This is a genomic window from Sinorhizobium sp. 8-89 (assembly GCF_030124325.1).
Classification (GTDB): domain Bacteria; phylum Pseudomonadota; class Alphaproteobacteria; order Rhizobiales; family Rhizobiaceae; genus Sinorhizobium.
Genome location: NZ_JASKLR010000005.1, coordinates 199,979 through 221,654 on the forward strand (window position 1 = coordinate 199,979; position 21,676 = coordinate 221,654).

Below are 21,676 nucleotides of genomic sequence, written 5' to 3' on the forward strand. Positions count from 1 at the left end.
TTGTGATCCGAGCCGGCAACCTTGATCGCGTCCTTGCCAAATGTGGTTTGCAGCATGCGGTCTGGTATCCGGGTTTGGCGCCCCGCCCCACCCCTGTTGGAACAGGATGCCGAGAGCGCGATCCGGCCATATCCGAGACGCGTCCGGCATCGTTGATGAAGCGCGATCTACGGCATGTTTCGTTAAATCGGAGCCGATTTAAGGACAAAACATGCAGCAATTCAAAGTGCTACAGCGTCCTCTGCCCGTCCGATAAGACGCGGCGCTGTGGAACGTTTGGATCGCGGCTGCAACTGAGCGGCAATGAAAAACCGGCCTTGTCCGTGCGGGGTACAAAGCCGGTTCCTCTCATGCTCAATTCCGGCAGTTACAGCAAAATGCCTTCATGCGCGTTTTTTGTGACACTATTATTTACACTGACGATTGGTTCACCGGTTTTTTCATCTCGACGGACGGAAATCCGGTGTGTTGCGCCGTTCACCTTGACCTCGGCGGAATAGCCAGTCCATTCCGCCGGCAGCACGGGCCGAATCACCAGCTTCTTACCCTTCTGGCGAATGCCGAGTATGCCCTCGACGCCGGCACGATAGAGCCAGCCGGCCGAGCCCGTGTACCAGGTCCAGCCGCCCCGTCCCGCGAGTTCGCCCTCGCCATAGACGTCGGCGGCGACGACATAGGGCTCGACCCTGTAGTGCTCGGCATCGTCGCGGCTGAGCGCATGCGATACGGGGTTGAGCATCTGGAAGGTCCGCCACGCCTCTTCCGCCCGCCCCTGAGCGGCAAAGGCCAGCACGACCCAGGTGGCCGCATGGGTATACTGGCCGCCGTTTTCGCGCACGCCCGGGGGATAGGCCTTGATGTAGCCCGGGTCCTGCTTGGTCTTTTCAAGCGGCGGCGTGAAGAGCCGCACGATCCGTTTTTCCGGATCGACGAGCTCCGCCATCACCGCGTCCATCGCGTACTTGGAGCGGTCCGCCTCGCCCTCGCCTGAGAGCGCACTCCACGACTGGGCGATGGAATCGATCCGGCACTCGCCATTTCTGGCGGACCCGAGCGGCGTGCCGTCATCGTAGTAGCCGCGGCGATAGTAATCGCCGTCCCAGCCGGCACCGTCGAGCGCCTCTTTCAGCATCTCGAGATGCGCCTCCCAAAGCGTGGCGCGCGGCTTATCCTTCCGCTCGCGGGCATGGGGCAGGAAAGCACGCAGCGCGCCGGCAAGGAACCAGCCGAGCCAGACGCTCGTGCCCTCGCCGGCGATTCCGACACGGTTCATGCCGTCGTTCCAGTCGCCGCCGAGGATGAGCGGCAGACCGTTCGCCCCCGTCCGCCGGATCGCGAGGTCGAGTGCACGCGCACAATGCTCGTATATGTCGGCGGTCTCGTCGGCGATCTCCGGCGTGTAGAAGCTGTCATGCTCGCCCTCCTCGAGAGCGGGGCCGACAATGAAGGGAGCCTTCTCCGCAAGGATATCGGACGAGCCGGTGACCGCGCAGTAGTGCGCAACCGCATAGGCGAGCCAGACGACGTCGTCGGAAATCATCGTGCGAACACCGGCACCGGTGCCGGGCAGCCACCAATGCTGCACGTCGCCCTCGACGAACTGCCGAGAGGCCGCATTGAGGATCTGCCCCCGCGCAAGCTCCGGCCGATGCACGAGGAAGGCAAGCGTATCCTGCAGCTGGTCGCGGAAACCGTAGGCGCCGCTTGCCTGATAGAAGGCCGAACGCGCCATGATCCGGCACCCGAGGCTCTGATAAGGCAGCCAATGGTTGACCATGTGGTTGAAGGCCCTGTCGGGCGTTTCGACCTTCACGACGCCCGTGAATTCGCTCCAGAATGCCTTCGCCGCCTTGAGCGTGGTGTCGAAGGCAGTCGCTCGCAATTCGGTGACCATCGACTGCACCTGTTCGCCGTTGTCGGCGTCTCCGAGGTACAAGGTGACTTGCCGCTCGGCACCCGGTTCGATGACGAGATCGGTCGAAAGCGCCGCGCATGCGTCGCCATCGGCCTCCGTGAAACCGGTCAATGCAGCGCCCGCGATGACCGCTCGCGGCGCCAGGATCCCGCCCGCTTGGCCAAGGAATTCCCGCCGGCTCACCGTGAAGGAGTCGACCCGCGCGTCGATCGCGAGGAACGCCGAACGGCCGGCATAGTCGATGCTGTACGGATTGGTCGCGACGAGCGCCTGCGCGCCGTCATGCCATTCGGACAGGACGAACGGGGCCGTGCGGCCGCGATTGTTGCCGAGGACCCATTCGGCATAGCCGTAGATCCGCAACTGCCGCGCGGACGCACCGCGGTTGCGAATCGAGAGCCGCACCAGCCTTGCCGGCAAGGTCGCGTGCACGGTGTGCACCGCCTCGATTTCGAGTTCGTCCTGTGTGCTTGCGAAGCTCGAATATCCAAGCCCGTGGCGGGCTTCGAACACGACCGACTTGCGCCGCGAGAGCGCGGCATAAGGCGTCAGAATCGAGCCGCTCTCCATATCGCGGACGAAGATCGCCTCGCCCGGGCGGTTGACCACGGCATCGTTCGTCCACGGCGTGAGCTGGTAGTCGCGCGAATTGCGACTCCAGGAGAACGCCGCGCCCTCGGCTGAGACATGGAAGCCGAACTGTTGGTTGGAAATGACATTGATCCACGGATGCGGTGTGGCCTCGCCGCCGCGCAGCCGAACCACATATTCACGCCCCTCATCCGCGAAGCCGCCGAAGCCATTCCAAAACTCGAGGCCGTCGCCGCTGATCTCGGCGGCGGCGGGCTCGCCCGCCTCCTCAATCACCGGCAGCAACCTCTGCTTGCCCTCGACGGTTTTTGCCGCAGGTTTCGCGTAAAGCGCGGTGGCGCGCGCGATCTGATCGGAGATCGTGCCGTTTCGGGCATGGAAGACGGCGCGCGAAGCAGAAAGCAGCGTCGACCACGTCTCGGTCTCCATCAAATCGCGGCGCACTGCGAAGATATGCTGCCGCGGGCCGTCGGAAAGTCCGCGCAGCCGCAAGTTTTCGCACATCGAATCGAGCGTGTGCTGCAGATCCTGGGCATAGGAGGACGCCCGCTCGTTGATGACCACGAGATCCGCGGTAATGCCGCGCGCTCTCAGATATTCCTGCGCGCGCAGCGCCTCGCGGGCGATGCCGAGGTCGCCGTCGTCGTTGATCCTCAGGCAGAAGATCGGAAAATCGCCCGAGATTGCCAACGGCCACAGCGCCGACTGGGAGGCAAGTCCCGCCTTGAGCGTCGCCGTGTCGGAGCGAAGGTGCATGTCGGGATAGACCAGATAGCGGCCGAGCATCTGGAAGCTTGCCGCCTCCTGGGATGTCACGCCGACATGGCGCATCTGCACCTGGCTGCGCGTCCAGGCATGGATCAGTTCGTGATTGAATGTTTCCGGGTGGCGATAGCGGTCGATTGCGCGATCGACTGCTTCGCGGTTCGGCGCTGCGATCGTCCAGAAGATGACGCTCACTTTCTTGCCGGCCGGGACGCGCACGACGCGGCGAAGCGCCATCACCGGATCGAGCGTGAAGCCGTCGGTTCCCGAAAGCGCCACGCCGGGATCGAAGGCGGCGGCTTCCGCAAGCGTGCGCCCTTGGCCGATGAAGCGGCGGCGGTCTGTTTCCGCCTGGGTGTGGCGCTCGCTGCCGGCATTGTCGGTGATGAGGTGTGCGACCTCCATGTCCGGATCGCCGGGGCTGCGCTTGTTGCGCGACACGCGGATAACGTCGCCCTGGCGGCTGATCTCGGTCCGCAGGAACATCTTCGAGAAGGCGAGATGCGCGCTGTCGGCCTCGTCCGTGGCGAGCACCGGCTCGGCATAGGAGGTCACTTCGATGAAGCGATCTTCCGTACCGGTGTTGAGCAGGACTACCCGGCGGCCTTCCGCATCATGCTCGGTCGCGACGATGCACTCGACTTCGCTCATGAGATCGCCGACGGTCTTGACGAACTCCGCCTTGTCGTCGCCGAAGCGGGTCATGGTCTTTTCGCCTGGCGCGCGGCGCGGTTCGGCCGTCGCCGACCACCAGTCGCCGGTGACGGTGTCGCGCAGGAAGATGAACGTGCCCGTCCTGTCTTCGACCGGGTCCGGGTTCCATCGCGTGACTGCTTGGCCGTTCCACCGCGCATAGCCGGCGCCGGTCGCGGTCAGCATGATCGAATAATGCCCGTTCGACAGGAGGACCGTTTCGCGGTCCTGCGTCAGCGGATCCTCGATGACGCGGACTTCCGGTCTGAGGAGATCAGCCTGGCCCTTGCCGAGCGATTCCGGCTCACGCTTGGCGGTCATCACCGGAATGTCGCGCGGCGCCTTCTCCTGCAGCAGCAGTTCGGCCGCTTCGATCACGGGGTCGGCATGGAACCACTCGCGCAGACGCCCGTTGAACACGACGTTCGCGACGGCCGCGACCGACATGCCGTGATGGTGCGCATAGTAGTTGCGCACCACGGCGCATTTCTGCCCTTCGGGGACACGCGTCGGCGTGAAATCGACAGCATCGTGGAAACCGTAGGCACCGAGAGCGCCGACCTCTCTCAGCCGCGCCAGGTTGGCGAGCGCCGACTTCGGATCGTACATGCAGGCGAGAATCGACGCATAGGGCGCAATCACCGCATTCTGGCCAAGGCCGCGCTTCAGTCCGAGGGTCGGCACTCCGAAGTTCGTGTACTGATAGGTCAGTTCATGGTCGCGCGCGTTGAATGCCGCTTCGGAGATGCCCCACGGTGTTCCGAGACGGCGGCCGTGGTTGATCTGCTCCTGCACTACCAGATTGTTCGTCTGGTTGAGAATGCCGCCCTGCCGCTCCTGCATGACCAGCGGCGGCATCAGATACTCGAACATCGAACCGGACCAGGAGACAAGCGCGCCGCGCGCGCCGATCGGCACGATCGGACGCCCGAGCTTGTACCAGTGCTCCGTCGGCAGATCGCCCTTGGCGATCGCAAAAAGGCTCGTCAGGCGCGCTTCGGAGGCGAGAAGATCGTAGCAGGCCTCGTCGAGCTCGTTGGCGTTGACGCGGTAGCCGATCGAAAGCAGCCGCCGTTCCGGCCGGAAAAGGAAGCCAAAATCCATCGAGAAGGCGATATCGCGTGCGCGCTCCTTGAGCACGAGGAGACGCTGGCGCAGCGACTCGATCGCGCCAAGGTCGAAGACGCCGTCGGCGATATGCGCCTCGCAGGTGGACACGAGTGAACCCGCCCACTTCGCCACCTCGGCGCTCTGGCTGGTGCGGACTTCGTGATCGAGGTTGGCGGCGAGCTTGTGCATGTCGCGTGCAAGCACCGCCAGATTGATCACGCGAATCGACGCGAATTCACGCTCGCGCTTGATGGCGGCCAATGCGTTCTGGAAGCCGACGATGCGCTCTTCGATCAGGCGGCGCAACGGCCGCACGGTCTTGCGGTCATCGGGCAGCTCCTTCAGCGTCTCCGAAAGTATGGCGGCAACGTCGCCGATACCGTCGAGACTGCCCTGGACATGGGCGGAAGGTGCCTCGGCCCATTCCCGGCACATGGACGACACCGCGATCAGATGGCCGGCAAGATTGCCGCTGTCGACCGACGAGACATAGCGCGGCTCCATCGTTTCGAGCGATCTCGTCCGGTACCAGTTGAAGAGATGGCCGCGGAATTTCGGCATTCGGTCGATTGTGGCGATCGTCTGCTCGAGCCGCGTGATCGTGTCTTCGAAACCGATCCAGCCAAAATCGCGGGCCGACATCACCGACAGGAGATAGACGCCGATATTGGTGGGCGAGGTGCGCTCCGCCAGCACCGGCTGCGGCGTTTCCTGGAAATTGTCCGGCGGCAGGAAGTTCTGCTCGGCCGTCACGAAGGTCTCGAAATAGCGCCAGGTGCGCCGGGCGATCTTGCGCATCTCATCGATCGCTTCATCCGAAACGACCAGCTGGTCCTCGGTTTCGGCCGACTGGCTGACAAACCAGGCAACGGCGGGCGAAACCGCCCAAAGGAGCGCGAAGGGGATGCCGATGAAGGGCAGTCCGGTATCGGATACCGCGGCGAGTGCCAACGAAACGACGGACAGAGCCGGCGCGGTCCACATCGCGCGGAAATAATCTCCGATCGAGCCGTGCCCGGCGCTCTGAACCTGCGCGGCGGTGCGCCACTCAAGCATCAGCTTGCGGCTGACGAAGGTGCGATAAACCGAACGAACGATTGCATCCGCCATCATCGCCGCGTTGTGGGCGATGAAGACGATGCGCAGCGCGACCTGGGCGTTGGCGGCGCGAATTTCCGAGAGCACCGTATGCAGATGCGCCCGTGCGACGATGTCGTTGCGCCGCGGCATCAGGCCAGAGATCAGTGAGAGCGTCGGCGCCACGAACAAGCTGAAGATCAGCACGATCTGCCAGATCAGCGCCTCGGTCGGCTCCATGTAGTACCAGCCCATGACCGAGGCGACGAGCCACGCAACGGGAATGAGCGACCGGCGCAGGTTGTCGTACATCTTCCAGCGGCCGAGCATCGACAGGCCGTTCGCCGGATTGAAGATATAAGGCAGGAGCTGCCAGTCGCCGCGCGCCCAGCGATGCTGGCGCGACATTTCCACCTCGTAGCGGGTCGGGAAATCCTCGACGAGCTCAACGTCGGTGACGAGCGCGCAGCGCGCATAGGAGCCTTCGAGCAGGTCGTGGCTGAGCACGGCGTTTTCTTCGATCCTGCCCTTGAGGGCCGCCTCGAAGGCGTCGACATGGTAGAGACCCTTCCCGGTGAAACTGCCTTCGCCGACGATATCCTGATAGACGTCGGAGACCGTGAAGACGTAGGGATCGATGCCGCGATTGATCGTGAAGATGCGCTGGAAGGCGGATGCCTCGCTGCCGGTGGTGAGCGAGGGCGTCACACGCGGCTGCAGCAGGCTGTAGCCGGTGAGCACTTCCTGCTTCACGGTGTTCACGACCGGCCGGTTGATCGGGTGATAGAGCTTGCCGACCAGCTTCGTCACCGCGTCGCGCATCAGGCGCGTGTCGGAATCGAGCGTCATCACGTACTGGACGCCGTCCGGAACCATGTTGGCGCCCTGGAGGAACGAGGTGTCGCGATCCCCGCGCAGAAGAAGGTTGAGCTCGTGGAGCTTGCCGCGCTTGCGCTCCCAGCCCATCCAGACACCCTCGGCCTCGTTCAAGAGCCGGCGGCGGTGCAGCAGGAAGAAGCGGGTCTTGCCGTCATAGGCGTAGCGGGCCGAAAGCGAGGCGATTTCGCGCTTCGCATATTCGAGGACATCCATATCCGCGGGCGTTTCCTCGAATTTGCTGTCGGCCCAGTCGCTGAGCAGAGCGAAATAGATTTCACCGCGCGGGTTGGCGAGATAGTGGACCTCCAGATTGCGCACCAGTTCATCGACATGGTCACGCTTGGCGATCAGACAGGGGACGACGACGAGCGTGCGCGCATCTTCCGGGATGCCGTTGATGAACTCGTAGCCGACGAGCCGCGACGGCCGGATAACGAGCGTGACGAGCGTGTTGAACAGCCCCATCGCGCCTTCCGAAGCGGGCAGCGCGAAGAGCAGCAACATGATCAGTTTGGCACCGCTCGGGATCTCCATCGGGCTGACGAAGGCGTAGACGGCGACCATCGCCAGAATGGTCAGGAGAATGTTTGGTCCGGCAATCGCGAACCAATCCAGCCTGCGGCCGAAACGGATGATGCGCTGAAGCGGCGACGGCGAATAGCCGATCCTCTTCTCCAGCTCCAGGTGCTGCTTGCCAACCAGGAAAGAGCCGACATTCGGTTCCTGCAGAGGCGCTTCGACAGCCGCTGCCGCCCTTGATTCCTCGACCATCGCGATCGCGATCTGCGTCACTTCATGCTCGCTGTGACCGGAGCGGCGCGCCAGCTTCTCGATTGTGTCGCGGTATTTGTTGCGCGAGCCGAAATCGAGGGCGGCATAATCGGAGCCGTCGCGAAGCGTCGCGTCGATCTTGCTGACGCTCTCGAACCAGACGGCCCAGTCGGTGTCGTCGATTTCGCGCAGGCTGCGAATGATGTTGCTCATCGTCGCGTTGCCGGACGAGAGGCGATTCTGTTCGGCGACGAGCGCCTCCTCGACGTCGGTGCCGCGCCTTTCGAGCCTTTCCTCGATCCAGCCGATCACCACGCCAGAGGTCTGGGAACCGTCGCGCATGCGATAGAGAAGCTGCGCGATGAACGTGTTGTCTGCGGCAAGCGCCTCGGATTCCGCGAGCAGCGTCCGACACCTCTCCGGATCGTTGAGGCGCACGATCTGGTCAGCGACCTCGTTCGCCTTCTGCCGCATGCCGCGCGAGCGCTCCACGCGGATTGCGATCCGGCGCAGATTTTCGATGAGCACGAAACGCAGGATCGACGGCAGCGCCCACAGCTCGCCGATCTTGAAGGTGTCATGCTGCTGAAAGCCCTCGACCATCGCGGTGATGTTTTCCCGCGACACGGTGCTGTGGGTGTGGGCGACATAGAGCCAGGCCAGCGCCATCGTGCGCGGGATGACGACATCCGACACGGAAAGCGTCGGCAACTGCCGATAGAATCTGCGCGGAAAATCGCGCCGGACCTCCTGAATCGCCTCCTCGACGACATGGTGGTTGTCGAGCAGCCACTCCGCCGCCGGCGTGATCGACGCGCCGGCCTCGACGTCGGCCGCCGTCGCGCGATAGACACGGAGGATTTCCTTCTCGTTTTCGCGATGCCGGGCGCGGAAATCGAACGAAAAGAAACCGGGCAGCGAGGAGGCGCCGTTCAGGGCGAGGTCCTCACCGCATTGCCGAAGGTCTTCGATCGAAAAGTAGGTCGAGCGGATCGAATCGTTATAATCGATTTGTTTCGCTTCCGGGTCGCGCGGTAAAGTGGACGGCTTGTTCTGAAGGAGCATGGCTGCGGTTTCTGATTCCAACCGGGGTTGAGCGGCCCGGCTTTCGTTGTTCGGCCGGGTCGATTGCGGCCCTGATGGTTCAAGCTTCGCCGGCGCGTTTTTAGACACGGTCATGTGTCCTCCCATCCGCCGTCATCCTCCCGAAGCCGGGAAAGCGCCGGAAACAGGCGCCGCCTGGGATTTGGGCATCGGAGATCGCAAAGCCGGCGGCGCGTTGGATTTCACGGCCGCGTGATGCATGAAAGTGGCATTTTTTAGCCGCAGTGTCAGCAGCTTGCAAGGATTGCGAGCGCAGCTTCGGACGAATTGAGCAAGTCCGGAACGGAAGAAAGCGGGCCATTGCGCGCACTCCCGCCGGTTCGTTGAACGTTCGTGTCAAATCAGCCCCTTCCTGGTGTGTTGCAGCATGACATGTGTTGCAGCATGGCGGCACGAAACATGGCGCAGTGGCCAAAGGTCTGCTTCAGGCGGTCCGCAGCGGCTCGAACTCAACCGACCTGTTCGGTGATCCATTCCCTGAAGGCGAGGCTGATCGGGTTCTCACGCTTGCCCTCCGGAATGGCGAGATAATAGCTGTTTTCGGTCTGCATAGGTCGGTCGAGAACGATCCGCAGCGTGCCTGCGGCGAGTTCCTGCTCGATCAGATAGCGAGGCAAAAGGGCAAAACCGAGACCTGCGGTTGCCGCCTCGATGACCATCGAGAACTGGTCGAACCGGTTGCCCCGATAGGCGCCATGCCCGTCCATCCCGTTCGCCTCAAACCACTGCGCCCAGAGCTTGGGACGCGTGGCGAGGTGGAGAAGCGGTCCACCGCCGATATCCTCCGGCGTTTCGACCGGATTGGCCTTGAGCAGCGTTGGACTGGCGGCCGGAACGATGACTTCGCTGCAGAGATAGCTGCAGGTTGCCCGCGCCCAGACGGGCTGGCCGTAGTGGATCGCCAGATCGAAATTCTGCTCGTCGAAATCGAACGGCGCCGAGCGAGAGGCAATATTGAGAACGGTGCCCGGATGGCGCCTCAGGAAATCGGGAAGCCGCGGCACCAGCCAGCGGCTGCCGAAGGTCGGCAGCGATGCGATGGAGAGAGTGGAGTCGGCGCGCGCCGAAGCCATAGCGCGCACCATAAGCTCCTCGGTCTGGTGCAGCAGCCGGCGGACTTCCGGCAGAAACTTCTGCCCGGCTTCGGAAAGGATGACCCGCTGGCGTACTCGCTCGAAAAGCAGGACGCCGAGTTGGGTTTCGAGATCCTTGATCTGCCTGCTGACGGCGCTTTGCGTGAGGTTGAGCTCGGCTGCGGCCTGAGTGAAGCTGCCGTGCCGCGCGGCGCATTCGAAGGCCTGCAGCGTCGTCACGTCAGGAACCAGTCGTCGGCTTAACTTCATTCCAGCCTCGCATCAACATAGTCAGAAGCAGCGCGATCCAAGGCTGCGTTGCTCGGATATGATCAGAAATAAGAATGACCTTGTCCTTCACCCTTAGCGCGAGGCGAGCCACAGTGAAAGAGAATAGTTTCGTATCCGCCGACGAGATCCGTTCGGCCTTCTCCGCTGCCATGTCGGTCATGTACCGTGAAGAGGTTCCTGCCTACGGCACGCTGATGGAACTGGTGGCCAAGGTCAATGCCAACACGCTGGCGGCGGACGCGACCTTGAAGGATCGCCTCGAAGCGACCGACTCGCTTGACCGCATCTCGGAGGAACGCCACGGGGCGATCCGTCTCGGCACCCCGGCCGAGCTCTCGATGATGCGCCGCGTCTTTGCCGTCATGGGCATGTATCCGGTCGGCTACTACGATCTTTCGACCGCCGGCGTGCCGGTGCATTCCACCGCGTTCCGGCCGGTCGGCGACGCGGCGCTGAAGCGCAATCCCTTCCGCGTCTTCACCTCGCTCCTGAGGCTGGACCTGATCGCCGACGAGGCCCTTCGCGCCGAGGCGGAAGCGATCCTCCGCGAACGCCGGATCTTCACGGCAGGCGCGATCGAGCTCACCGAGAAGGCGGAGCGCGACGGCGGACTCGACAAGGCGGATGCGGAACGCTTCGTCGCCGAAGTGCTCGAGACCTTCCGCTGGCATGACAGGGCCAATGTCAGCGCCGACATGTACAAGCGACTGCATGACGCGCACCGGCTGATCGCTGATGTCGTCTCCTTCAAGGGGCCGCACATCAACCACCTGACGCCGCGCACGCTCGACATCGACAAGGTCCAGGCGCTGATGCCCGAATACGGCATCGCCCCCAAGGCCGTCGTCGAAGGTCCGCCGACACGCAAATGCCCGATCCTGCTACGCCAGACGTCGTTCAAGGCCCTGGAAGAGCCCGTCTCCTTCCGCAACGCCGACGGTAGCTGGAAGCCGGGCTCGCACACGGCCCGTTTCGGCGAGATCGAACAGCGCGGCATAGCGCTGACACCGAAGGGACGAGGCCTTTACGACCGGCTGCTCGATGAATCACGCAGGATCGTGCGGCCCGCCGCCGACGGCTCCAATGCGAAGCAGTACGAAGCGGCCCTCGCCCAGGCATTCGAAGCCTTCCCGGACGGCTGGGCTGAGATCCGTGAGGCGGGGCTCGGCTATTTCAGCTATTCTTTGACGGAAAGGGGCCGACGGACAAAACTCACCGGCAGGCGTGACCTGGATTCGCTGATCACCGACGGCCTCGTTGAGTTCGATCCGATCGTCTACGAGGACTTCCTTCCGGTCAGCGCCGCCGGTATCTTCCAGTCGAACCTCGGCGACGGCGCCCAGCAGGAGTTTGTCGCAAGCCCGAACCAGAAGCGCTTCGAGACCGATCTGGGTGTCGCCGTTCTCAACGAATTCGACCACTATGCCGGTATCGAACAGGCATCGATCGAAAACTGCCTTCGGACCCTGAGCGCGGCAATGGCAGCGGAATGATACGCCAGCAATGATTGGACAGGAACATATCGACGCGCTGACGAAAATCCTTGGCGACAAGGGTGTCGTCACGCGCCAGGAAGACATGCAAGCATACGCGATCGGCGCACGCTACGATAAGGGCCATGCGGCAGCCGTGCTGCGCCCGGCGACGACGGCGGAAGTCTCCGCTGCGGTCGCCTATTGCGTCCGCAACGGTCTCGCAGTCATCCCGCAGTCCGGCAATACCGGCCTTGTTTCCGGCTCGACGCCGGACGGTACCGGCAGCGAGGTCGTTCTCAGTCTCGATCGGCTTAACAGGCAGTTCGAGCTCGATAGCGACAACCGCTCGGTCCGCGTCGATGCCGGCTTTCGGCTCTCCGATCTCAACCGGCGATTGGAGGAATACGACCTGTTCTTTCCGATCGATCTTGGCGCCGATCCGCGGCTCGGCGGCATGATCGCGACCAATACCGGCGGTTCGCGCTTCCTGAAATACGGCGACGTGCGCCGTAACACTTTGGGCTTGAAGGTCGTGCTCGCCGACGAGGATGGCACCGTTCTCGACCTCGACTGCGACCTGCGCAAGAACAATACCGGCGTCGACTGGAAGCAGATCTTCGTCGGCACCTCCGGCGCCTTCGGCATCGTTACCGAATGCGTGCTCAATCTCGAGCGGGTGCCGAAACAGACCGCGACGGCTTTCCTCGTTCCGGCAAGCGGCGCCCATGTGGTGCCGCTGCTGAATGCGATGGAAGAAAGGCTCGGCGCCTATCTTTCCGCCTTCGAGGGCATGTCGAAGAACGCGATCGCCGCGGCTCTGGCCCATGTGCCGTCGCTGAGAAATCCCTTCCAGGGCGGCAACGTGCCGGATTACCTGATCCTCGCGGAAATCTCCCGCACCTGGGAGCCGCGCGAGGGCGAACAGTCGCTTGACGCCGTTCTCGAAAGCGTGCTTGCCGAAATATGGGAAGCGGAAGAGGCGCCGCTCGCCGACGGCTTCGTCGGTCCGCCGCACGAGATCTGGGCACTTCGCCACGCGCTTTCGGAAGGCGTGAAGCACCTCGGCAAGCTGATCGCCTTCGATCTTTCCTTCCGCAGAGGTGATATCATGGCTTTCTGCGACCATATGAAGGCCGAGATGCCGGAGAAGTTTCCGGGAGTCATCGTCTGCGATTTCGGCCACATCGGCGACGGTGGCGTGCATTTCAATCTTGTCGTGGCAAGGGATAGTCCGCTGTTGACCGACGCCGCCTTCGAACAGCGGTTGCGCGATTGGGTCTTCGCGGTGGCAGTCGAGCAATATGGCGGCAGCTTCAGCGCCGAGCATGCGATCGGCCGGCGGAACCAGAGCTACTACGATTTCTACACGCCGGAAAAATTGAAAGAGCTGGCCGGCGGCCTGAAAACACTTACATCGCCGGGAAAACTCGGCAGCGTGCGTTTCGGTTGAGCCCGCGGTATGAGGAAAGGTGTGAAGCGGTTTTCCGCCCGCATCCCGCGCAACCAATAAATGAGACAAAACGGGAGTCAGTTGAGATGAACATTGCAACAAAAAAAGTCGACGTCGCCAAGGAGGCCGCCGCCCTCCTCGACAAGATGGGCGTCGCCCGCGAACTCTATGCGGGCGGCGACATGCCGTCCTACAGCCCGGTCACCGGCGAACAGATCGCGAACCTCAAGACCGTTTCGGCCGCCGAAGCGGCGGCCCGGATCGAACGGGCCGACGAAGCCTTCCGCGCTTGGCGGCTCGTGCCGGCGCCGAAGCGCGGCGAACTCGTCCGCCTGCTCGGCGAAGAGCTGCGCGCCTTCAAGGCGGACCTCGGCCGCCTCGTCTCGATCGAAGCCGGCAAGATTCCGTCCGAAGGCCTCGGCGAAGTGCAGGAGATGATCGACATCTGCGATTTCGCCGTCGGTCTCTCCCGCCAGCTCTACGGCCTGACGATCGCCACCGAACGCCCAGGCCACCGCATGATGGAAACCTGGCACCCCCTCGGCGTCGTCGGCATCATTTCCGCCTTCAACTTCCCGGTCGCCGTCTGGTCCTGGAACGCGGCGCTGGCGCTCGTCTGCGGCAACGCCGTGGTCTGGAAGCCATCGGAAAAGACACCGCTCACCGCGCTTGCATCGCAGGCTATCCTTGAGCGCGCCCTCGCCCGCTTCGGCGATGCGCCGGAAGGCCTGTCGCAGGTGTTGATCGGCGACCGCGCAATCGGCGAAGTCCTCGTCGATCACCCGAAGGTTCCGCTCGTTTCAGCCACTGGCTCGACCCGCATGGGCCGCGAAGTCGGCCCGCGTCTTGCCAAGCGCTTCGCCCGCGCCATCCTCGAACTCGGCGGTAACAATGCCGGAATCGTCTGCCCGTCGGCCGATCTCGACATGGCGCTCCGCGCCATCGCCTTCGGCGCCATGGGCACCGCCGGCCAGCGCTGCACGACGCTGCGCCGCCTCTTCGTCCATGAAAGCGTCTACGATCAGCTCGTTCCGCGCCTGAAGAAGGCCTACCAGTCGGTTTCCGTCGGCAACCCGCTCGAAAGCACGGCGCTGGTTGGCCCGCTCGTCGACAAGGCCGCCTTCGACAACATGCAGAAGGCGATCGCCGACGCCAAGGCGCATGGCGGCGCCGTCACCGGCGGCGAGCGCGTCGAACTCGGCCATGAGAACGGCTATTACGTGAAGCCCGCGCTCGTCGAAATGCCGAAGCAGGAGGGTCCGGTCCTCGAAGAAACCTTCGCGCCGATCCTCTACGTCATCAAGTACAGCGACTTCGACGCGGTACTCGCGGAGCACAACGCCGTCGCTGCCGGCCTTTCGTCCTCGATCTTCACCCGCGACATGCAGGAATCGGAACGCTTCCTCGCGGCCGACGGCTCGGACTGCGGCATCGCCAACGTCAACATCGGCACGTCGGGTGCGGAAATCGGCGGCGCGTTCGGTGGCGAGAAGGAAACCGGCGGCGGCCGTGAATCGGGCTCGGACGCCTGGAGGGCCTATATGCGCCGGGCAACCAACACGATCAACTACTCGAAGGCTCTGCCGCTGGCGCAGGGCGTCTCGTTCGATATCGAATGATTGGCGACATCGAATAATCGACAGGCTCGAATAGGATCGGCCATGACCATCAATGCAACGATGAAGGAGGCGGGCTTTCTGCCCGCCTCGCGGATCGCCTCGATCGGCGTTTCCGAAATCCTGAAGATCGGCGCGCGCGCCAACGCCATGAAGCGCGAAGGCAAGCCGGTGATCATCCTCGGCGCCGGCGAGCCGGACTTCGACACGCCGGACCACGTCAAGCAAGCGGCCTCGGAAGCGATCCAGCGCGGCGAGACGAAATACACCGCGCTCGACGGCACGCCGGAGCTGAAGAAGGCGATCCGCGAAAAGTTCCAGCGCGAGAACGGTCTCGCCTACGAGATGGACGAGATCACGGTCGCCACCGGCGCCAAGCAGATCCTCTTCAACGCCATGATGGCGACGATCAATCCAGGCGACGAGGTGATCATCCCGACGCCCTACTGGACCTCCTATTCGGACATCGTTCAGATCTGCGAAGGTAAGCCGGTCTTGATCGCATGCGATGCATCGTCCGGCTTCCGCCTCACCGCCGACAAGCTCGAAGCGGCGATCACGCCGCGGACGCGCTGGGTGTTGCTCAACTCGCCCTCGAACCCGTCCGGCGCCGCCTACAGCGCGGCCGACTACCGCCCGCTGCTCGACGTTCTTCTCAAGCATCCGCATGTCTGGCTGCTCGTCGACGACATGTACGAGCACATCGTCTATGACAGTTTCCGCTTCGTCACCCCGGCACAGCTCGAGCCTCGCCTCAAGGAGCGTACGCTCACCGTCAACGGCGTGTCGAAGGCCTATGCCATGACCGGCTGGCGCATCGGCTATGCCGGCGGCCCGCGCGAATTGATCAAGGCGATGGCCGTCGTTCAGAGCCAGGCGACCTCCTGCCCGTCCTCGGTGAGCCAGGCAGCCTCGGTGGCGGCGCTGACCGGTCCGCAGGACTTCCTGAAAGGGCGCACCGCGAGCTTTCAGCGCCGCCGCGATCTCGTCGTCACCGGCCTCAACGCGATCGACGGTCTCGATTGCCGCGTCCCGGAAGGTGCCTTCTACACCTACTCCGGCTGCGCCGGCATGCTCGGCAAGGTGACGCCGTCGGGCAAGACGATCGAAACCGACACGGACTTCTGCGCCTATCTCCTCGACGACGCCCATGTCGCCGTCGTTCCGGGCTCGGCCTTCGGCCTTTCGCCCTTCTTCCGCATCTCCTATGCGACCTCGGAAGCGGAACTGAAGGAAGCGCTCACCCGCATCGCCGCCGCCTGCGCGCGGCTGTCGTGAGCTCGAGACATGGTGCTGCGGCATAACCCTTCTCCCGCCTGCGGGGAGAAGGTCGCGGCAGCGGGATGAGGGGGCCTTCCCGAGCTTTACAGAACACCACCTGCGGCCCCCGGCAACACTGCCCTCCATCAAAATGTCGGCGGCGTACAGGCGCTGATCACCTCGCAAGGTACCGGCCCGACGCAGCGGAAGCGATGCGGCCGGCGGCTCTCGAAGTAATAGGCGTCACCCGGCCCGAGGATGCGCCGCTCGTCATCGACGGTCACCTCCAGCCGCCCACTAAGCACGATCCCGCCCTCCTCGCCTTCATGCACCAGCGGCACCTTGCCGGTGTCCGCCCCCGGCTGATAACACTCCTTCAGGATCTGCAGGCTGCGGCCGAAAAGATTGTCGCCGATCTGGCGGTAGGAAATCGGTCCCTTGCCGATCTCCACCAGTTCCTCCGCTGCATAGAACGCCTTGCGCGGCTTTTCCGGTTCGAAGGAAAAAAACTCCGCAAGCCCGATCGGAATGCCATCGAGAATGCGCTTCAACGCGCCGACTGAGGGATTCGAGGCGTTCGATTCGATCAGCGAGATGGTGGAGTTGGTGACGCCCGCCCGTTTCGCCAGTTCGCGCTGCGAGAGATTGTGCATCAGCCGCACATGGCGCAGGCGGTTGCCGATATCGACGGTCATCGCAGATCCCGTGTTCATGTTGTTCGGAATATCGAAACTTTAGCAAGTCTGAGCTATGAAATACAGCGCTTTAGCTGAGCGAAGAAAAGGACTTGTTCGGCAATCCAAATCATGGCGTCAATCGCGAACACGACAGGAGGATGCCATGGACGCCCACAACAAGCCCAATGCCCCGGTACTCGATAGCTACTGGATGCCCTTTACGGCCAACCGCCAGTTCAAGGCCGCGCCCCGCCTGCTCGCCGCGGCCGAGGGCATGCACTACACCAGCGTCGACGGCCGCACGATCCTAGACGGCACCGCCGGCCTCTGGTGCGTCAATGCCGGCCACGGCCGCCGCCAGATCGCCGCCGCGGTCGAGCGCCAGCTTTCGACGATGGATTTTGCCCCATCCTTCCAGATGGGCCATCCGATCGCCTTCGATTTCGCCGAACGGCTCGCGGAAATCGCCCCCGGCCCGGCCGGCGCCAAGCTCGATCGGGTGTTCTTCACCGGCTCGGGTTCTGAATCCGTCGACACGGCGCTGAAGATCGCGCTCGCCTACCAACGCTCGATCGGCCAAGGCGCGCGCACGCGCCTCATCGGCCGCGAGCGCGGCTATCACGGCGTCGGCTTCGGCGGCATCTCCGTCGGCGGCATCGTCAACAACCGCCGCGTCTTCCCGCAACTCCCGGGCTCCGACCATCTCCGCCATACCCATGACCCGGTGAAAAACGCCTTCGTCAAGGGCCAGCCGGAACACGGCGTCGAGCTTGCCGACGATCTCGAGAGGCTCGTCGCATTGCACGGTGCCGAAACCATCGCCGCCTGCATCGTCGAGCCCGTTGCCGGCTCGACCGGCGTGCTGATCCCGCCGAAGGGTTATCTCGAGCGGCTCCGCGCCATTTGCGAGAAGCACGGCATTCTCCTGATCTTCGACGAGGTGATCACCGGCTTCGGCCGCCTCGGCGCCGCCTTCGCGACCGACTATTTCGGCGTCACCCCCGATCTCGTCACCACCGCCAAGGGCCTCACGAACGGTGCCATTCCGATGGGCGCGGTGTTTGCGAGCCGCAAGGTGCACGACGCGCTGATGCACGGACCTGAGGGCCAGATCGAGCTCTTCCACGGCTACACCTATTCCGGCCATCCGGCCGCCTGCGCCGCCGGCATCGCCACGCTCGACATCTATCGCGACGAGGGCCTGATGACGCGTGCCGCCGAGTTGCAGGAGGACTGGCATGAGGCGATGCATTCGCTGAGGGGCCTGCGGCACGTCATCGACATCCGTACCATCGGCCTCATCGCCGGTATCGAACTGCAATCGCGAGACGGCGCCCCCGGCGCCCGCGCCTATGACGTCTTCGTCGACTGCTTCGAGAGAGGTCTGTTGATCCGCGTTACCGGCGATATCATCGCCTTCTCGCCTCCACTGATCGCCGAAAAGAGGCATTTCGGCGAGATCGCCTCGACCCTCGCCGATGCGCTGAAGCGGGTGAAATAACCGATACGGCGCTTTATCCTCGGCGGCCGGGTTGATGCGCCAGGCCGCCAAAGCGACTCAGCGTATCAATATCGCCCTGAAATCATTGACATTCGTCCCGGTCGGGCCAGGTACGAAAAGGTCGCCGCTCGCCGCAAAGGCCGACCAGGCGTCGTGGCGAGCGAGATGCGCCCGCGGATCGGCGCCTGCCGCGCGCATGCGGCGGACACTCGCGCCGTCGGCAAAGGCGCCGGCATTTTCCTCGGAACCATCGATGCCGTCCGTATCGGCGGCCAACGCATCGATGCCGGTTATCCCGTCGATGTCGAGCGCCAGCGACAAGAGGAACTCGCTGTTACGCCCACCCTTGCCGTAGTTGTCGCCGGAAATCGTCACGGTCGTCTCGCCGCCGGAGAGCAGCACGACGGGTTTGGCGAAGGGCCGGTCGCGCAGGGCAACCTCGCGGGCGAGCGCCGCATGCATGCGACCAATGTCGCCCGCCTCGCCCTCGATCGCGTCCGACAGGATTGCGGCCTCGACGCCAATTTCCCGCGCGCGAGCAGCCGCGGCCTCCAATGAGACGCTCGCCGAGGCGATCACGTGAACTTCGTTGCCGGCAAAGGCGGGATCGTGGGGCTCAGGTGCTCGGGCGGCCTCGGATGAGAGATGCGCCGCCACCCGCTCGGGCAACGTCATGCCATAGCGCGCGACGATCTCCCGCGCCTCCTCAAGGCTCGACCGATCCGGCACCGTCGGGCCAGAGGCGACGAAGGCGGGATTGTCGCCCGGCACGTCGGAGACGACGAGGCTAACGACGCGCGCCGGCGACGCGGCGAGCGCAAGCCGGCCGCCCTTGATGCGCGACACATGTTTTCTGACGACATTCATCGCCGAGATCGGCGCGCCGGAAGCAAGCAGCGCCCGATTGACGGCGATCTCGTCTTCGAGCGTTACCCCCGTGGGCGGCGCGGGCAACAGCGCCGAGCCGCCACCGGAAACCAGCGCCACAATGAGATCGTCCGCAGTCAGCCCCTCGACCAGCTTGAGAAGCGCGGAGGATGCCGCAAGCCCGGCCTCGTCCGGCACCGGATGGGCCGATTGCAGCACCTTTATGCGCTCGCATTTTTCGACCGGCCCATGGCGGGCGACGACGACACCATCAAGCGGACCATCCCAAAGCCGCTCGAAGGCAGCCGCCATCTGACTTGCGGCCTTGCCGGCGCCGACGACGATCGTACGCCCCTTCGGTTTCTCCGGCAGGTTAGCGCGAATGGCGGCTTCAGGATCGGCCGCGACGACGGCGGCCTCGAAAAGGGAGGTCAGGAAGGAGCGCGGCTCGATCGATGCCATGGAATCAGTCCGGTATCTCTAGATCATAGACGAACACACCTTGGACGCCGCCTTCCGCCGCCGCAACGATTTTTCCGCCGGTCTTGCGATGTTCCGGATCGTCGAGATAGGTGTCGCGCGCGGCCGCATCGACGAAATCGACGATGAAGCCTTCACCGTAACCTTTGTCCATGCCGATCTCCGGGCTGACATTGACGCCGATGTGCACGGCCAGCAGATCCGGAAGGCGGTCTTTCAGCGCGGCAATCGCGGCGAAGAGCGCCGTCTTTTCGGCATTCGTCACCGCCGGGCGGAAGCGGATGAAGACACAGTGTCGGATCATGTTTCCTCCCGACGTGAGCGATTGCAGGAATGTAGCTGGTTCCGTCCGCCTCTAGCGAACCTCGGCTCGCGCCCGCCGGCGCGTGTCGTTGCGCTCGTGTTGGAAAATCACAGGCGGCAGCGCCGGCAGGCCGCGGATGATGTCCGCCCCCTTCTCGCCCACCATGATCGTCGGCCCGTTGGTGTTGCAGGAGGGCACGCGCGGCATGACCGAGCTGTCGCAGACCCGCAAACCGTCGAGCCCGCGCACCTTGAGCTCCAGATCGACCACCGCCGTCGCATCCGTACCCATCTTGCAAGTGCCGACCGGATGGTGATCGGTCTTGGCGTTGGCGCAGCCATATTCGAAAAGCTGCTCTTCGGTCCGGATATCGTTACCCGGCAGACGTTCAGCGAGCACATAGGGCTTCAGCGCGGCCTGCTGCATGATTTCGCGGGCGATCCGCAGGCCTTCGAGCGACATCTTGCGATCGTGCGGATCCTCCCAATAGTTCGGGTCGATGAGCGGAGCGGCCGCCGCATCGGCGGAGGAAAGCCGGACAGTGCCGCGCGAGCGCGGATGCAGATAGGCGGAATTCAGCGTCACCCCTGCATTCTTGAGGCGCGCGACGCCAGCCTCGATGCCGGAGCCGAGACCGAGATGGAACTGGATATCCGGCGAGCGCGCGTCGGGATCGGCATACCAGAAGCCGCCGGTCTCGAAGAGCGACGAGGCGACGGGGCCGGTGCGGAAGAGCACGTATTGCAGGCCCGCCCAGAGCGTGCGGTGCAGCTTGGCGACGTTGTCATAGGTGTGATCGCCGGTGCATTCCGATATGACGAAGAGGTCGAGGTGGTCCTGAAGATTGCCGCCGACGCCCGGGAGATCGTGGCGAACCTCGACGCCGACCGCGCGCAGGTGGTCGGCCGGGCCGATACCCGATTGCAGCAGCAGCTTCGGCGATCCGATCGCGCCCGAAGAGATGAGCACTTCGCGATCCGCCCGGATCGTTTCGCTGCCCCTGGACGTCACCACCTCCACACCGACCGCACGCCTGCCTTCGAGCACGATGCGGGCGACGCGCGCGCCGGCGCGCACCGTCAGGTTTTTTCGGCCCTTGATCGGCGAGAGATAGGCAAGCGACGCGGAAGAGCGCCGACGGTTTCGTTGCGTCAGTTGATAGAAGCCGACGCCCGCTTGCTGCCTGCCATTGAAATCGTGATTGTAAGGAATGCCGAGCTCCTGGCCCGCGCGGATATAGGCGTCACAGATCGGCAGCGCCGAGACCGGCATCGACACCCCGAGCGGTCCGCCATAGGAATGATAGTCGTCGGCAAAGCGCTGGTTGTCTTCGGCCCGCTTGAAATAGGGCAGCACGCTTCGGTAGTCCCAGCCGGTGCAACCGTCTTCGCGCGCCCAAAGGTCATAGTCGACGGCATTGCCGCGGGTATAGAGCTGCGCATTGATCGACGAACCGCCACCAATCACCTTCGCCTGGGTGTAGCGCAGCACCCTGCCCTTCATGTGCTTCTGCGGCACCGTCTGCCAGCCCCAGCTCGCGACGCCTTTGGTCATCTTGGCGAAGCCGGCCGGCATATGGAACAGCGGATTCCAGTCGCCGCCACCGGCTTCGAGCAGCAGCACCTTGACCGTCGGGTCCTCACTCAAGCGGTTGGCAAGAACACAGCCCGCGGGGCCGGCGCCGGTGATTATGTAGTCGTATGTCATTCGCTATTTTCCTCCAGAGTTTGCAATTTGGATCGTTCCAAATCACAAACACAAAACGTCTCCGATGCGC

The 21,676-nt window shown here is 63.8% G+C and carries 11 protein-coding genes; 5 read left to right on the forward strand and 6 right to left on the reverse strand.

Translation table 11 applies throughout. The features are described from left to right. Positions 1 to 367: 367 nt before the first annotated feature. On the reverse strand, positions 368 to 8,980 hold the full coding sequence (ndvB, locus tag QN219_RS13230; protein ID WP_284000144.1) for a cyclic beta-(1,2)-glucan synthase: 8,613 nt from the start codon (positions 8,978 to 8,980) through the stop codon (positions 368 to 370). A 374-nt stretch (positions 8,981 to 9,354) separates the two neighbouring features. Next, positions 9,355 to 10,248, reverse strand: coding sequence for a LysR family transcriptional regulator (locus QN219_RS13235; protein ID WP_284000145.1), 894 nt, complete (start codon positions 10,246 to 10,248; stop codon positions 9,355 to 9,357). A gap of 113 nt (positions 10,249 to 10,361) precedes the next feature. Between QN219_RS13235 and QN219_RS13240 the strand changes: the two genes are divergently transcribed. From QN219_RS13240 to QN219_RS13255, 4 genes are all read left to right on the forward strand, one after another. Further along, positions 10,362 to 11,762 carry a VOC family protein gene (locus QN219_RS13240; protein ID WP_284000146.1) on the forward strand — a complete coding sequence of 467 codons (1,401 nt, stop codon included), beginning with the start codon at positions 10,362 to 10,364 and terminating at the stop codon, positions 11,760 to 11,762. A gap of 10 nt (positions 11,763 to 11,772) precedes the next feature. After that, complete coding sequence (locus tag QN219_RS13245; protein ID WP_284000148.1) at positions 11,773 to 13,194, forward strand: FAD-binding oxidoreductase; 1,422 nt, start codon at positions 11,773 to 11,775, stop codon at positions 13,192 to 13,194. A gap of 86 nt (positions 13,195 to 13,280) precedes the next feature. Beyond that, the gene (locus tag QN219_RS13250; protein ID WP_284000149.1) at positions 13,281 to 14,813 is read left to right on the forward strand and encodes an aldehyde dehydrogenase family protein; all 1,533 of its coding nucleotides are present in this window, start codon (positions 13,281 to 13,283) and stop codon (positions 14,811 to 14,813) included. A gap of 42 nt (positions 14,814 to 14,855) precedes the next feature. Further along, positions 14,856 to 16,088 carry a pyridoxal phosphate-dependent aminotransferase gene (locus tag QN219_RS13255; protein ID WP_284000150.1) on the forward strand — a complete coding sequence of 411 codons (1,233 nt, stop codon included), beginning with the start codon at positions 14,856 to 14,858 and terminating at the stop codon, positions 16,086 to 16,088. A gap of 128 nt (positions 16,089 to 16,216) precedes the next feature. Here QN219_RS13255 and QN219_RS13260 read toward each other — a convergent pair whose 3' ends face one another. Beyond that, complete coding sequence (locus tag QN219_RS13260; protein ID WP_284000152.1) at positions 16,217 to 16,765, reverse strand: cupin domain-containing protein; 549 nt, start codon at positions 16,763 to 16,765, stop codon at positions 16,217 to 16,219. A 145-nt stretch (positions 16,766 to 16,910) separates the two neighbouring features. Here QN219_RS13260 and QN219_RS13265 point away from each other — a divergent pair, with 145 nt between their 5' ends. Next, on the forward strand, positions 16,911 to 18,248 hold the full coding sequence (locus QN219_RS13265) for an aspartate aminotransferase family protein (RefSeq protein ID WP_284000153.1): 1,338 nt from the start codon (positions 16,911 to 16,913) through the stop codon (positions 18,246 to 18,248). Between the two features lie 57 nt (positions 18,249 to 18,305). On the opposite strand, the gene QN219_RS13270 is transcribed toward QN219_RS13265, so the two are convergent. The 3 genes from QN219_RS13270 to QN219_RS13280 are packed head-to-tail and all read right to left on the reverse strand — an operon-like array spanning position 18,306 to position 21,606. Then, positions 18,306 to 19,577 (reverse strand): glycerate kinase, encoded by a 1,272-nt coding sequence (locus QN219_RS13270; RefSeq protein WP_284000154.1) that lies wholly within the window; start codon positions 19,575 to 19,577, stop codon positions 18,306 to 18,308. A gap of 4 nt (positions 19,578 to 19,581) precedes the next feature. Further along, positions 19,582 to 19,899 (reverse strand): Dabb family protein, encoded by a 318-nt coding sequence (locus tag QN219_RS13275; protein WP_284000155.1) that lies wholly within the window; start codon positions 19,897 to 19,899, stop codon positions 19,582 to 19,584. Positions 19,900 to 19,950: 51 nt separating this feature from the next. Next, positions 19,951 to 21,606, reverse strand: a complete 1,656-nt coding sequence (locus QN219_RS13280; RefSeq protein ID WP_284000156.1) for a GMC family oxidoreductase — start codon at positions 21,604 to 21,606, stop codon at positions 19,951 to 19,953. Positions 21,607 to 21,676: the final 70 nt, after the last annotated feature.

Bases quoted from the DNA above. Each gene is read 5' to 3' on its own strand.
- QN219_RS13235 (WP_284000145.1), bottom strand. From the start codon at position 10,248: ATGAAGTTAAGCCGACGACTGGTTCCTGACGTGACGACGCTGCAGGCC.
- QN219_RS13265 (WP_284000153.1), top strand. From the start codon at position 16,911: ATGGACGCCCACAACAAGCCCAATGCCCCGGTACTCGATAGCTACTGG.
- QN219_RS13250 (WP_284000149.1), top strand. From the start codon at position 13,281: ATGAACATTGCAACAAAAAAAGTCGACGTCGCCAAGGAGGCCGCCGCC.
- QN219_RS13245 (WP_284000148.1), top strand. From the start codon at position 11,773: ATGATTGGACAGGAACATATCGACGCGCTGACGAAAATCCTTGGCGAC.
- QN219_RS13260 (WP_284000152.1), bottom strand. From the start codon at position 16,765: ATGACCGTCGATATCGGCAACCGCCTGCGCCATGTGCGGCTGATGCAC.
- QN219_RS13275 (WP_284000155.1), bottom strand. From the start codon at position 19,899: ATGATCCGACACTGTGTCTTCATCCGCTTCCGCCCGGCGGTGACGAAT.
- ndvB (WP_284000144.1), bottom strand. From the start codon at position 8,980: ATGACCGTGTCTAAAAACGCGCCGGCGAAGCTTGAACCATCAGGGCCG.
- QN219_RS13270 (WP_284000154.1), bottom strand. From the start codon at position 19,577: ATGGCATCGATCGAGCCGCGCTCCTTCCTGACCTCCCTTTTCGAGGCC.
- QN219_RS13280 (WP_284000156.1), bottom strand. From the start codon at position 21,606: ATGACATACGACTACATAATCACCGGCGCCGGCCCCGCGGGCTGTGTT.
- QN219_RS13255 (WP_284000150.1), top strand. From the start codon at position 14,856: ATGACCATCAATGCAACGATGAAGGAGGCGGGCTTTCTGCCCGCCTCG.